At 53.0% G+C, this 13,336-nt stretch carries 15 protein-coding genes; 7 read left to right on the top strand and 8 right to left on the bottom strand.

Going from position 1 to position 13,336, the window contains the following annotated elements:
• Positions 1-26: 26 nt before the first annotated feature.
• Positions 27-1,109 (bottom strand): sensor histidine kinase, encoded by a 1,083-nt coding sequence (locus tag DFP90_RS09340; RefSeq protein ID WP_115936205.1) that lies wholly within the window; start codon positions 1,107-1,109, stop codon positions 27-29.
• 337 nt (positions 1,110-1,446) lie between these two features.
• On the opposite strand from DFP90_RS09340, the gene fbaA reads away from it, so the two are divergent.
• On the top strand, positions 1,447-2,517 hold the full coding sequence (gene fbaA, locus DFP90_RS09345; protein WP_115936499.1) for a class II fructose-bisphosphate aldolase: 1,071 nt from the start codon (positions 1,447-1,449) through the stop codon (positions 2,515-2,517).
• Between the two features lie 63 nt (positions 2,518-2,580).
• Here the strand turns inward: fbaA and DFP90_RS09350 are convergent, their stop codons facing one another.
• Positions 2,581-4,149, bottom strand: a complete 1,569-nt coding sequence (locus tag DFP90_RS09350; protein WP_115936206.1) for a Hint domain-containing protein — start codon at positions 4,147-4,149, stop codon at positions 2,581-2,583.
• Positions 4,150-4,862: 713 nt separating this feature from the next.
• On the opposite strand from DFP90_RS09350, the gene speD reads away from it, so the two are divergent.
• Both speD and speE read left to right on the top strand, forming a co-directional pair.
• Positions 4,863-5,294 (top strand): adenosylmethionine decarboxylase, encoded by a 432-nt coding sequence (speD, locus tag DFP90_RS09360; protein WP_245957017.1) that lies wholly within the window; start codon positions 4,863-4,865, stop codon positions 5,292-5,294.
• Positions 5,291-6,145, top strand: coding sequence for a polyamine aminopropyltransferase (gene speE, locus DFP90_RS09365; RefSeq protein WP_115936209.1), 855 nt, complete (start codon positions 5,291-5,293; stop codon positions 6,143-6,145). The genes speD and speE overlap by 4 nt, the downstream gene beginning before the upstream one ends.
• 42 nt (positions 6,146-6,187) lie before the next feature.
• On the opposite strand, the gene DFP90_RS09370 is transcribed toward speE, so the two are convergent.
• Both DFP90_RS09370 and DFP90_RS09375 read right to left on the bottom strand, forming a co-directional pair.
• Positions 6,188-6,580 carry a glycosyltransferase family 9 protein gene (locus DFP90_RS09370; protein WP_115936210.1) on the bottom strand — a complete coding sequence of 131 codons (393 nt, stop codon included), beginning with the start codon at positions 6,578-6,580 and terminating at the stop codon, positions 6,188-6,190.
• 75 nt (positions 6,581-6,655) lie between these two features.
• Positions 6,656-7,558 carry a tetratricopeptide repeat protein gene (locus tag DFP90_RS09375; protein WP_115936211.1) on the bottom strand — a complete coding sequence of 301 codons (903 nt, stop codon included), beginning with the start codon at positions 7,556-7,558 and terminating at the stop codon, positions 6,656-6,658.
• 182 nt (positions 7,559-7,740) lie between these two features.
• On the opposite strand from DFP90_RS09375, the gene DFP90_RS09380 reads away from it, so the two are divergent.
• Positions 7,741-8,169 carry a potassium channel family protein gene (locus tag DFP90_RS09380; RefSeq protein WP_115936212.1) on the top strand — a complete coding sequence of 143 codons (429 nt, stop codon included), beginning with the start codon at positions 7,741-7,743 and terminating at the stop codon, positions 8,167-8,169.
• A gap of 95 nt (positions 8,170-8,264) precedes the next feature.
• On the opposite strand, the gene DFP90_RS09385 is transcribed toward DFP90_RS09380, so the two are convergent.
• Together DFP90_RS09385 and DFP90_RS09390 are read right to left on the bottom strand one after the other, a co-directional pair.
• Positions 8,265-8,486 carry a hypothetical protein gene (locus DFP90_RS09385; RefSeq protein ID WP_115936213.1) on the bottom strand — a complete coding sequence of 74 codons (222 nt, stop codon included), beginning with the start codon at positions 8,484-8,486 and terminating at the stop codon, positions 8,265-8,267.
• A 68-nt stretch (positions 8,487-8,554) separates the two neighbouring features.
• Positions 8,555-9,142 carry a TetR/AcrR family transcriptional regulator gene (locus DFP90_RS09390; RefSeq protein ID WP_115936214.1) on the bottom strand — a complete coding sequence of 196 codons (588 nt, stop codon included), beginning with the start codon at positions 9,140-9,142 and terminating at the stop codon, positions 8,555-8,557.
• Positions 9,143-9,267: 125 nt separating this feature from the next.
• On the opposite strand from DFP90_RS09390, the gene DFP90_RS09395 reads away from it, so the two are divergent.
• Both DFP90_RS09395 and DFP90_RS09400 read left to right on the top strand, forming a co-directional pair.
• The gene (locus tag DFP90_RS09395) at positions 9,268-10,149 is read left to right on the top strand and encodes a sterol desaturase family protein (RefSeq protein ID WP_115936215.1); all 882 of its coding nucleotides are present in this window, start codon (positions 9,268-9,270) and stop codon (positions 10,147-10,149) included.
• Positions 10,142-11,014, top strand: coding sequence for an ABC transporter six-transmembrane domain-containing protein (locus DFP90_RS09400; RefSeq protein WP_115936216.1), 873 nt, complete (start codon positions 10,142-10,144; stop codon positions 11,012-11,014). Before DFP90_RS09395 ends, DFP90_RS09400 begins: the two co-directional genes overlap by 8 nt.
• On the opposite strand, the gene DFP90_RS09405 is transcribed toward DFP90_RS09400, so the two are convergent.
• Together DFP90_RS09405 and DFP90_RS09410 are read right to left on the bottom strand one after the other, a co-directional pair.
• Positions 11,015-11,347 carry a hypothetical protein gene (locus DFP90_RS09405; protein WP_115936217.1) on the bottom strand — a complete coding sequence of 111 codons (333 nt, stop codon included), beginning with the start codon at positions 11,345-11,347 and terminating at the stop codon, positions 11,015-11,017.
• 66 nt (positions 11,348-11,413) lie between these two features.
• Positions 11,414-12,664, bottom strand: a complete 1,251-nt coding sequence (locus DFP90_RS09410; RefSeq protein WP_115936218.1) for a UbiH/UbiF/VisC/COQ6 family ubiquinone biosynthesis hydroxylase — start codon at positions 12,662-12,664, stop codon at positions 11,414-11,416.
• Positions 12,665-12,979: 315 nt separating this feature from the next.
• Here DFP90_RS09410 and DFP90_RS09415 point away from each other — a divergent pair, with 315 nt between their 5' ends.
• Positions 12,980-13,318 carry a P-II family nitrogen regulator gene (locus DFP90_RS09415; RefSeq protein WP_115936219.1) on the top strand — a complete coding sequence of 113 codons (339 nt, stop codon included), beginning with the start codon at positions 12,980-12,982 and terminating at the stop codon, positions 13,316-13,318.
• Positions 13,319-13,336 lie beyond the last annotated feature (18 nt).

The raw sequence follows: 13,336 nt of genomic DNA on the forward strand, positions 1-13,336 counted from the left end.
CCGGGCGTTTTCTTTATGGACTCACATCAATCAGCCGCTGCCGGCAAGTTGACATGGAATGTGCTGCCTTGCCCCGGTTCACTGACAAAGGTGATCTGTCCGGACATCTGTTCCATCAGTTCCTGACACAGATGCAGCCCCAACCCCGTACCTGCTTCACCATGTGTTCCTTTGGTGCTGAGACCCGGCTGAAACTGAAATAACCGGGCCTGTTGCTCTGGCGCGATTCCCTGCCCCTGATCTCTGATCGAAAGTTTTATCCTAGAATCCATCTGCGTTGCTGACAGGGTAATCACAGTATGATCCGGACTGAATTTAATGGCATTGCTGATCAAATTGCGCAGCACGGTATCCAGCATATTGATATCTGCCAGCACTTCGAGCCCATCTTCCAATTGGCTGTCGATCCGAATGTTTTTTAGCCGCGCCAAAGGGTCATATCGAGCCAGGTTCGTGAGGATTAAATCATCCAAGTCTAGAGGACTGATGTCCGCTTGATATCCGCCCAGCTGCAATCGGGACCATTCCAACATATCTTCCAAGAGCTTATATGCCTCCAAAGAGGCTTGGCGGATAATGGAAATATAGTCGCGGATATGCGTTTTGGAAAACTGGCCCCAGTTTTTATCCAGCACATCCGTGCATCCCAGCAAGGCGTTGAAGGGGGTTTTCAAATCATGCGCAACCACCGTCATAAAACGGTCTTTCTGTTGATTCAGTTCCGCCAAATCTGCCAGCGCGCGTTCCCGCTCGGTCATATCCGTATAGGTGACAACCAACCCGCCCGTTTCCGTGCGCTTGCACAAGACCTCATAGGCGCGGTCACCGGCAATAGTAATATTGGTACGGACTTCACCCGGAGTCCAGATCAGCTCGACCCGCTCCCTGGCTAACAGGTCCGGATCCCCGGGACCGAATGTGCCCTTTTTGGCAAGATAAAGGGCCATTTCATAATTCGAGAGCCCAGGTTTCAGAAAACCGTCCGGAAACTGCAGAATTTGCTGGTATTGACGGTTCCAAACTTCCAGGTTTTGTGCTGCGTCAAACATGACCACACCCTGGATAATATTTTCAAGCACCAGATCCAATGTGGAAATTTGTCCGGTCATAAATACCCCTTATAATCCGTACAGCGACCGCGTTCCTGGCCCCTTCCATTATCAACCAACCCTTACCACAGTAGTATATATAGTACTATCATTATATCCGGTGAAAAATCGGATTTGGCCACAGCGCAAGCCATTGCAGCAAACCAACGTGCAATTGTGTGAATAATCGCAAAAAATTCACGAAAAGCTCAGCCTGTTAGGTTGTCCCGCAATTGCACTGACTGGGTCGTTGGTCTATACCCTGATGCGGGAGATATCACCGGATCCGGCCCTGGCTTGCCCAGGGATCGCGGTCCCGGTTCTAAAAACTTGTCATTTTTCGAACAGAGGCAAAACCATGAGTTTGAAACTGAAACCGGGTGTCGTTTACGGGGATGATTATCTCGCCCTGATCAATCACTGTAAGGAAGGCAAATTTGCCCTTCCCGCCGTCAATATCGTCGGCACCAACTCCATCAACGCCGTTATGGAAGCCGCCGCAGAGCATGGCTCTGATGTGATCATCCAGCTGTCCAACGGCGGTGCACAATTCTATGCCGGTGCCGGCCTGAAAGACGGCCTGAAAGCCAAGGTTCTGGGCGCAGTGTCGGCGGCCCATCACGTGCATCTTCTGGCCGAGCATTACGGCATCTGCGCAGTCCTGCATACCGACCATGCCAACCGCAAGCTGCTGCCCTGGATCGACGGGCTGCTGGATGCGGGCGAAGCCTATTATGAAAAACATGGCCGTCCGCTTTTCTCCTCCCATATGATCGATCTTTCGGAAGATCCGATTGAGGATAACCTGGGCACCTGTGCCGATGCCCTGGGCCGGATGGCGAAACTGGATATGAGCTTGGAAATTGAACTGGGCGTCACCGGCGGCGAAGAAGACGGCGTCGGCCATGAGCTGGATGAAGTGGATAATGACAAGCTATATACCCAGCCGGAAGACGTGCTGGCCGCTTATGAGCGCCTGAGCCCGATCGGCCATTTCACCCTGGCCGCCAGCTTCGGCAACGTGCATGGCGTCTACAAGCCCGGCAATGTGAAGCTGCGTCCCGAAATCCTGAAAAACTCCCAGGCTTTGGTCCAGGAAAAGCACAATCTTGCTGCCAACCCGCTGGACCTGGTGTTCCATGGCGGCTCCGGCTCTGAAAAAGACAAGATCCGCGAAGCAATCGACTATGGTGTCTTCAAGATGAATATCGACACCGACACCCAGTTCGCTTTCGCCAACGAGATCGGCAAATATGTGGATGCGCATCACAATGCCTTCCATCATCAGATCGACCCCGAGACCGAAGAGCCGCTGAAAAAGCACTATGACCCGCGCAAATGGCTGCGCGAGGCGGAAAAAGGCATGGTTGAGCGCCTGAAGGAAGCCTGCGAGGATCTGGGCTCCGTTGGGAAATCGGTTGCCAGCTAAACGAAAACAGACGGAAGAAAAGGCCGTTTCAATTTTGAAACGGCCTTTTTATTTAGACTTCCCTCAATGAAGCGGGAATTGCGCCCGTTCAGGTTCTAAATCAGCAAGGGTCAATCCGCTCTTGCGCAGAATGTAATCTTCGGGATCAGGGACTGGACCAGCCCAATAAAGAGGCTCAGGAGACCCTGGCTGTTCCCGGGAAACCAGGTAGCCGTCCCGCCGCAGTTCCATTCCCTGTGCACGAATACAATCCAGAACACGCACCGTTGTGCCGTCTTCTCTTAACAGCAATGTTCCTGCACGGATTTCTGATTCAACGAGTTCCCTATTCTGCCGATCAACAAGCATAAGAACCTTTACCATTACATCTTCCAAACTACCGACCGGGCAGTTTGTCGCTGCTCGCAGTGATGTTCCATCTTCAGAAATCACAATTCCATCATTTTTTATAATATCGATCAGCGGCAGAAAAACAGGATCGCTTCCAGCACTCTCACACAAGGTCAAATGATCCGGCGTGACCAATGTGCCATGAAAATCAATAACCAGTTTATTGTGATTGATATGCCTATGGGTCACCGTTCGGGGAACCAATTGACCTTTTCCGGCGGAATCTTGTGCGTCAAACGACAGCACCTTGTCGCCAACTTCAATTTTTTCAATCGGTTTGACAGTGCCGTCAGCCATAGAAACCGGTGTGCCAGCCGCAAAACAGTGCTTGCCTAAAATGAGACTTTTACCCTTTATCTCCGAACGCACGAACTCGGCCACGCCTTCAACCGACGCCTGTTCCGGTGGTGCTGCACCGGTGTCAGAATTGACCCGCGTTCCATCCGGCAGAATTTTTGAACCATTTTGAAAAACCTGAGTACCGTCGGGTCTGAAAAGCAAGACCTCGGTATGGAAAGCTTCCTGCGGTGTTTGCGGCTGATAATCCTCTTCACCGAGGATTGGCCGCATTATGCCGTTTACACTTTCGAACCTGCCGCTATCCGCATTAAACTGCCGATAATCCAGATGGTTGAGATTTCTTGTCACCACAATCAGATCCGGATACTGGACGTGTAACGGTGTCCGGTCATGCACCCAGGTGTAACCAAACTCGGTGCCAAAACCCGCATTCAACTCAGCGGTAAAATAGACGGAAGTCCCTTCTGGCGCTTTATTGGCCAGCGTATCAACAAACTCGCCTTCTCCGCTATTCACCGCCTCCCAGAATGCGCTCAACGCTTGCGTTCCGTTGGTCGTGGGAATTGTCACGCCGATCCCGGGACCCCATCCGGCTTCAACCTGCGTCGCAAATCCTTCAAATGATTCTGGAGGTCCTTTAATCAAGTGAAATTCCATGCCAACAGTAGCAGGCAGCCCGGACAGTCCATAAGTCCCGGCAACGGAAGTATAGTGCCGATCCATCCCATCAGGCGTGATCATCACGCCATGCGCACCTTCAAATCCGACAAGGATCGGACCCCATTCCCCAACAAAATTGATCCCAAGCGTATAACCCGTAGGTATCATAGGCCTCAGTCGCGCAAGCACATCATTCGGAACCACATGAGCCCCGTCTTTAAGTAAGCTGATATTTTTTTGAATTTCGTATTTAAGTTTTAAGAGCTGGTCTTCTAAAGCCATCCTCATATCCCCCCCATGAAGTTTCTCATACTGAGTTTACATACAATCAACCAATGACAAGCCCCAAGACAAATATCGCCAAAATCACCCCAGCGGAGATTTTGCAGCAGCGCCTAAACCTTTTATGAAGTTCTCTTACCCCTTCATTCTCCGCTGATATTTCTTTTCTGATGAACGGCCAATGTCTGAATGACTCAGCGAACTCCAGATTTCTCTGTGGTTCATCCGGAAAACAATGCCGGGCCTTTTTCTTAAATTTGTATGAGAGATAGTAGATCCCCATAAGCCTGAATAAGGCGGAAAAGATCGCGGTCAAAAGCAGATAGTCGCCGAAGCTGAAATTTTGAGGTTCCACCGGATCTCTACCTTCACATATTCATTGGTCCCCATGGACCATTGCAATCATAGCTTTCAGATAAGAGGAATTAATCGGTCTATTCCAGATTTTTCTTGCGCGGAAAATCAAATGGCTTTATCACCCGCGCTCACATCCGGCGGGCCGGCCTGCCGGATGTTTTATTATTTGGACTTCAGGGTTGCCGGGCGGGTTTACCCTGGGAAAACCGACAGTTCGCTGTCATCTACTGGTGGAGGGGACGATGCCGCAAGACATGTCTCTCGTCCAACTGGGGAAGACGCAAACGGGGCAGATGCAACCGGGCACAAACCAGACGGAAGAGAATACTCTAATCGAAAACCATGGGGTGGCCCCCATGAAACATGCCGCACATGACACGCTGACCATTCCGGTCGCCAATGATGCGGATAACCGACTGGATCATTTCATCGAACAGGACGGCGTCCATTTCGCCGGCACCCATCTGATCGTGGATCTGTGGGAGGCTGATCGCCTGGACGAAATCGACCATATCGAAGAAACCTTCAAACAATGTATCGAAGAGGCGGGTGCAACGCTCCTTCATATGCATTTCCATCATTTCACCCCCAATGGCGGCGTGAGCGGCGTTGCCGTCCTGGCCGAGAGCCATATCTCCATCCATACCTGGCCGGAATGCGGTTATGCGGCGCTGGATATTTTCATGTGTGGCGATGCCAAACCGCATAAGGCAGTGCCGATTTTGAAACGGGCCTTTAACAGTGGCCGGGTACAGTTAGGCGACCATAAACGGGGTATGATCGGATGAGTGAGCAAATGGAATATTTCACCGAAATGCTGCATGACGAGATCGGCCAGCGCCTGAAGGTTGATAACGTCCTCTATCATGACAAGACCGAGCATCAGGATCTGATCATCTTTGAAAATGGCCGGTTTGGCCGGGTCATGGCGCTTGATGGTGTCGTTCAGACCACCGAGGGTGACGAATATATCTATCATGAGATGCTGACCCATGTGCCGATCCTGGCCCATGGGGCGGCCAAGCGCGTGCTGATCATCGGCGGCGGTGACGGCGGTATGGCGCGGGAAGCCCTCAAACATCAGGATATTGAGGTCACCATGGTCGAGATCGACCGCGGTGTTGTGGATTTTTGCGCCAAATACCTGCCGAACCATAATGCCGGTGCCTTTGAGAATCCGCGCTTCAATCTGGTGATCACCGATGGCTGCAAATTCGTGAAGGAAACGGATGAGCGCTGGGATGTGATTATTGTCGATTCCACCGATCCAATCGGACCGGGCGAGGTGTTGTTCACCCAGGAGTTTTACGGTGACTGCAAACGCTGTCTGACCGATGGCGGGATCATCGTGACCCAGAATGGCGTCCCGGCCGTGCAGCCGCAGGAAGTGACCCACAGCTTCAACCGCTTGGGTGCGCATTTTGCCGACGTGAGTTTTTATCTGGCAACCGTGCCCACCTATCAGGGCGGGCCGATGGCCTTTGGCTGGGCCAGTGACAATGCGGATCTGCGCCAGCAGGCAGCCGCGACCATTCAGGCACGGCTGGAAAAAGCCGGTCTGACCCTGCGTTATTACACGCCGGATGTCCATGTAGCAGCCTTCGCCCTGCCGGGTGATGTCCGCAAGCTACTGGTCTGACGAAGCGGACTATTTTTTCGTAGTTAAGAGATGGCGGCGGTCTTATGCCGCCGCCATTTCTGTGAACGCCTGGCAGATTTCCATCACGACCGGCTTCCAATCCCCCGGCTTTTTCTGCCGGAACAACCGGACAGATGAGTACCATTCGGTTTCAGCCCCTTCCGTCCCCCAGCGGAAATCAGGCACATAGGGAAGCATCAACCAACAGGGCTTGTTCAGAGAGCCCGCAAGATGCGCCAGTGCACTATCCACCGTAATAATCACATCCATTTTTTGCATGGTTGCCGCGACGGCGTCCAAATCGAGCTTACGCTGGCCAAGTGGAACCACGTGCGGCTGCTCATTGAGTATGGCCTGACCCCCCGGTTTCAGATCCTTCTGAAAGCTGTAAAGACCGACTGTCGGATCCTCTGCGGCCCGAAGCAATAACGGCATCAAATTCTGCAAACCGATTGAGCGATTTAGATCATTCCGGTGACTAGGATTGCCAGCCCAGCTCAAGCCGACTTTCTACCTATGTTCCCCCAGATCCGCGGCCCGCGTCGGCTCCGGAGACAACGGCCGATATTCCGCCAGGGGATTGTCGGGAAATACCCGGCCGGGAAGCGCCATCAAGGGGCAATGGCAATCAAATTCAGGCAATCGCCCGCCCAGACTACCAATCTCTGCAACATCCGAATAGATATCCAGCAGTTTCACCAGTTCCGGCTGCACCCGAACAATAAGCCTGGCCCCTGATGACACGGCAAGAGGGATATAGCGGGCGAACTGCAGGCTGTCGCCAAGGCCTTGCTCGGCATGCAACAGCAACGTCTTGCCCTGTAACGGACTGCCATCCCAAAGCGGCTTGTCCATACCCGCAATTTCGGAAGGCCGGGTTCCGAGCCTCCAGCGGCTTTCCAACTGTCGCCAACCTTCCCGGTAGCGACCGAGCAAGAGCAGGAGATGAGCGATGTTACGGTTAACTTCATAGTCATCCGGCTGCATTGACAAGGCAGATTGATACAGAATCTCAGCCTCGCGGTAATGCCCCTGCTTTTTCATAGTGCTCGCCAAGCCCGATACATGCCCCGCATCACCGGGGTCTAACCGCATCGCTGTGCGATAGGATTTTTCCGCTTCTTTCCAAAGAGACTGACCGGCCAGGACATTCCCGAGATTTGCATGGAAATGAGCCTGGTTCGGCTCAAGTTTGACCGCCTTACGAAACAGGAGTTTTGCTTGTTTCAGGTCATGTCTAAGAAAAAACACCCCGCCCAGGCGATTACAAACCTCGGCGTTGCGCGGGTTTTGCGCCAAAAGATCCGAAAGGATCTTCTCTGCTTGGTCCAGCTTGCCACGCCGCGTTAAATCGCTTGCCTGCGCAAGCAACAACGCCCCCGCCCGGCCAGGAGCACGAAATGAAGAAAGCATCGATTTATTCTTAAAGGTTTAGATACAGCCAATCTTTCTCTTTATAGATCCCTTCCTGTCGTGTGACAATCTTTCCAAAACTTACAACTTGATTATTTGGGAAGGCTTGGCCCTGCGGTATTGGCGTTGAAAGGTCTATTCAATTTGATAACCTTGCCCCATCATAACCAGAGTAAAATTCCATGATCTTCCAGCTGTTACTCGGATCCGTGATAGTCGTTCTCACCATCCTGGTCGAGGCGGTCTTCATCATTGCCGGGGTGCAGGCATTGCGCAAACTGTCCCACTGGCTGGAACGGTCTTATCGGCTGCAAAAGGCTGTCGCCTGCCTGGCGGCAGTGACAACCTGGCTGATGGCGGCGCACACAATCGCGGTATGGATCTGGGCAGCGGTCTTTATGGAACTAGGGGCTTTCGACGCCCTTGAACCAGCGGTCTATTTTTCCGTGGTTACTTTCACGACCCTTGGATTTGGCGATGTGATTTTAGGGCCAGAATGGCGTCTCTTGGGCGGTATCGCGGCGGCGAACGGTTTGTTGATCTTTGCCATGAGCGCGGCATTCCTGGTGGAATTTATCAGCCGGATGCTCAAGATGGAACGCCTCGAATAGGCAGCTTAAGCCTTAAAAAAGGAAAGCGCGACCAAAGTAAGCTGGCCGCACTCTCCCCTCTCTGCAGGTAACTTCAACGCTGTTGGCAACCATCGCTAATGCAGATGGCGGATCAACACACCTTTGTTATTTTTAACGGAGTAAAATCCTTTGGGTTTCAAGACCGTATTGACCTTGTCCATGAATTCAGGTGTCACATAGCCCTGATCAAGGCCAATGACCGTGTAAAACCTCTCCCATGGCAGAATCACATCTTCACCGTTTGCCGCCTCCACAGCAGCCAGCAGTTCCTGGCCGACAGATGTTGGACCATTCATAGCCGCCCCCTATCCGTTTGCCAGACCTTACCATGATTAGATTACTAATTTAATAACGGACAATCCGCTTAGTCCCGTTCCAAGCTGTCCACCAGCGCGCGGGCACTTCTCACCGCCGCCTTTCCATAATGCGCGGGCAGGGCAAGAGGCGTCATTGCCTCATGGCTGAAATAGATGCTGGCCAACCCATAAGCCACCGCCCAGCATCGGGCCTGGTCACGTTCAGGATAGCAATCATGCAGCACCTGGCCCATGGTGCCGACAAACTGATCCAGCCACCCGCTAAAGAGTTGGCGAATAGTGTCATTTCCGATCGACGCATTGGTCAGTGCCTCAGCGACCGCCAGGGACTGAATATTGGTTTTTTCCACATCATGGAACAGAAAATCAACCAGCGCCCGGCCGCGGCCGCATCTGGGCAGATGCCGGATCAGTTCTTCTGTCTCGTCACGGTATCGCTCGATTACCCGCCGGGCGAGGGCTTCGAGAATTTCATCCCGGTTGCCGATATAGTGACGCAGGATGGAACGTTTCATGCCGGCTTCTTCGGCTATGGCCTCCAGCGAACTACCCGCCAAGCCGACCCGCAGAATGCATCGCTCGAACGCATTGAGAATTTCGTCGGTTCGCTGATCTTTTAGACTGGGGCGAGGCATTTTTACCGGTTTCTCACGAAAATGGAACTGTCGGTATCTTTGGTATTGTTAATTTTCTTTATTGACAATCTATATTTTTAGCCACATGTAAATTGTCATCTTTGACAATTTATGGATACTCCCGCATGCAACCCTCTTTTGAGTCCTGGATGTATCAATTGGAGACTGTTGATTTGACGATCGCAGCCGCGATCTTAAGCATCGAACTGGTCCGGGATCTGCTGACCCGTCGCATCAGTTGGAATGGATTGGGGGATATCCTGGCCAGCCTCAGCACCCAAATCCCTTTTTTCCTGGTTTCCAGCCTGACCGTCGGTGGCGCCATCCTCCTCTATTACACACTTTGGTACGTGACACCGGTGCATCTACCCAACAACATCTGGACCATCGCTGCAGCGATCCTGGTTGCTGATTTTGCCTATTACTGGGAGCATCGGGCGGCCCATCGGGTGCGGATCTTCTGGTTTTCACATGCGGTGCATCACAGCGCGCCCAAAATGAATGTGGCTGTCGCCTATCGGTTTGGACCGTTTGAACCCTTGATGTCGGTCCCTTTTCATGCCCCCATGGTCTTGCTGGGCTTTGATCCGCTGCTGGTGATATTTGCAGAACTTATGGTACTGTCCTACCAAACTTGGTTACATACGGAGCTGATCGGAAAGCTCGGTTTTCTCGATCGAATTTTCAATACCCCCTCCAATCACAGGGTCCATCACGGCAGCAACGATGCCTATCTGGACAAAAATTATGGCGGCATCCTGATCCTCTGGGACAGATTGTTTGGCACTTATGCCGCCGAAGAAGAAAAAGTCGTTTACGGCCTCACCACACAGATAGAGACAGTCAACCCGATCAAGGTTTGGTTTTCAGAACTGCCGGGCCTATGGCGGGATTTGATCCGTGCACGCACCGCAGGCGACGTGGCAGGCTATCTTTTTCGACCACCGGGCTGGGAGCCTTCCGGAGAAAAAGGGCAGGGAAAAAATGTAACGATTCCAAATGGGTAAAAGCGACATCAGCATCGCCTGGATCATCCGGCATTATCCGGGCACGATGATGGTAACCTGGGGACTAATCCTGTTGGAAGCCGGTCTGATCGTCAGCTTTCCCTTACTGATCGGTGCTGCGATTGACGATCTTGGGCAAATGAAGCTGACTGGCCTGGCGGCGCTGACCGGGTTATGCGTGACGGTTCTGGCGGCCGGGGCGGGCCGGCGTTTTTTTGATACCAGAGCCTATGCCCGACTGTATCAGGATCTGGCAAAATCCATTCATATCAAAAATATGAAGGCAGCAACCACCCTCAGCCGGACCAGCGCCAGGATCGGCATGCTGGATGAGGTTATTGCCTATTTTGAGCAGGATCTTCCCGCTTTCATCGACAGTCTGGTCAGCTTCACCGGCATTCTCGTTATCCTATGGGTCGTGAATCTCCCGCTTGCCATTACCGCCTGCCTATCCACAACAGCGATCCTGCTGATATACGTTCTGGCCGAACGGCCGATCCGGCGGCTGAACCGTGGCCAGAATATTGAACTGGAACGACAGCTTGGCGCCCTGGCTTCTAACCGCGAAACCAGCGCCGCAGATCATTTCCGCAGGCTGTCAAAATGGCGCATCAGGCTCTCGGATCTGGAAACGGTGAATTATTCTTCCGTTTGGCTCATTCTCACCCTGTTGATCATCGCCGGACTGTGGGTTATTGGGCGGGATAGGGACATGACAGACGGAGAGAAACTGGCCGCCATAATGTATATTTTTCAGTATATTGAAGGGGTTATGGCATTTCCCTTGCTATATCAGCAATTTCTCCGGATCAGCGAGATCACCCAGAGATTATCCCCAACCAAGATAATTTCGACACCGAAATAATTATTGATCCGGGCCTGCCGCAGCCGTCAGGATCGACCCGTACAGGGTCTCGGCCCGCTCGCGATTCAAGGCACCAAGGTCAGTCGGCGGGGTCAGCCGGTCCAGCATGGTCTGGATTTCATCATTGCTGACCGGGTTTTTGGCCGCAATGGCCGCCACCACCGCCGCAAGGCCCAGGGTCGCAGCGGTGCTTTCGCTCAACAGGGTTTCCAGCGAGCGGATCGAGGTCCGGATCTTTTCCAGGTCATTCTTGACCGCCAGATTGTCCCCCAATGCAGCTTCAACCCGTTCCAGGGCGGCTGCGACGGCGGTTACACTCACGCCTTCAGTCATGTTAACTCTCCAAATATATCAAATGCCTGATTGGCAATACTTAAAGTAATTTATTGATTTTTTGCCTTAGAGCGCTTCGCCCCGGACCAACCGGGGCAGGTCACCAACCACCCCCATGGCATGGCGCATGAAGAGCTTTTTCAAGGGCGGCAGCTTGTTGACCGCCGCCAGCCCCATGTCACGGGCCAGGCGCAGCGGTTGATTATCATTGGAGAAGAGCCGCAGCAAGCCATCGCAGACGGTCGCCAGCATCACATTGTCGAACCGGCGCCATTGTTCGTATTTTTCCAGCACCATCGGCCCCCCTAGATCCAGCCCCAACCGTTTGGCATCCACCAAGACTTCGGCCAGCGCCGCCACATCGCGGATCCCCATGTTAAAGCCCTGTCCGGCGATGGGATGAATGCCATGGCCGGAATCTCCGGCTAATACCAGGCGTTCCGACAGATAAGTACTGGCCAGGGAAAAGCTCAACGGATAGGAAAAGCGCGGCCCCGTCAGGCGGATCTTACCCAGCCAGTCCCCGAATTTTTCTGACAATTCCGCCAGAAAGGCCACATCATCAAGCGCCATCAACTGCTTAACCACTCTGGGGTCTTCCGACCAGACGATATTAGAACGGTTATCGGTCATGGGCAGCATGGCAAAGGGGCCAGTTGGCTGAAACAGCTCAACCGCGACCCCCTCATGGTCACGCTCATGCTCGACCGTGCAAACAATCGCGGTCTGGTCATATTTCCAGGTCGTCTGGCTGATACCGGCCGCTTCACGGATCGGGGAAAACTTGCCATCGGCCGCCACCGCCAGATCTGCCCGGATCACCCGGCCGTCGGACAAATGCGCCTCGGCATAACCCCGCTGCCGGTCCAGGCTCTCAACTGCCACAGGAGAGATCAGAATCAGATTCTCCAGCGTTTGCGCCAGTTTGAACAGGCCGACCCGGGTCACCCGGTTCTCAATGATATAGCCCAGAGGCTCATCGCCCAGATCACGATGGTCATAATGCAGAAACAGCGGTGAAATCCCTTCAATCTGGTTACCATCCACCACACGCACATCACGGATCGGGGAAACATCCGCCTCAATCAGATCCCAGAGGCCGATCCCCTTGAAAACCTGGGCGGACCCATAGGAAATGGCAGAGGCTCGGCCATCATAGGCTCCTTCCTGCTGTTCGGCCGGCGCATCGCGGTCAATCACCACGACATCAAGGCCGGCTTTTGCCAGGGCACAGCCCAGGGTCATGCCGACAAGGCCTCCCCCCGCGATCAGGACATCATGGCGGGCAGGGATTTGTTTTGGTTCAGCAGGGGACATGTAAGGCAACCGCTTAGCTGGATTGACGATGCCCTAGGAATAGCCAATTGCCCCCATAAGTCCAGATGCAAAAGCGCCGCACCATTGTGATTATAATTTAATCACTTTTTATATAGTGACTAATATTTAATCATCATGAAGCACATTAATCCTAATTGATTAGTTTAGATATCTTTCATTAATAACTGTTTTATTTATGTTTTATGCCAAGTTCATAAAACTGGCACAGCCCTTGAAATAGAGTGGGAAATGTGATTGTGCGCCGCACCAATCCGATGGCGGACACCGGAACAACCACTCCAAGGGAGGCAAGCCATGAAGCTTGTGATGGCCATTATCAAACCCTTCAAGCTGGAAGAAGTCCGTGAGGCTCTTACCACGCTTGGCGTGACCGGGATGACGGTAACCGAAGCCAAAGGGTTCGGACGTCAGAAGGGACAGACCGAAATATACCGCGGCGCTGAATATGCCGTGAATTTTCTGCCCAAAGTAAAGCTGGAGGCCGTCGTATCCGACGATCAGGCCGCCAGCGTCGTTGAAGCAATCCAGAATACCGGGGCAACCGGGCGCATTGGCGACGGCAAAATCTTCGTGCTCGACGTAGCCCAGGCCGTTCGCATCCGGACCGGCGAAACCGACGATGCGGCCCTGTGACGGTAAAAGGAATGGAAT

Origin of the sequence: Aestuariispira insulae, assembly GCF_003385955.1 — a bacterium.
GTDB lineage: Bacteria > Pseudomonadota > Alphaproteobacteria > UBA8366 > Aestuariispiraceae > Aestuariispira > Aestuariispira insulae.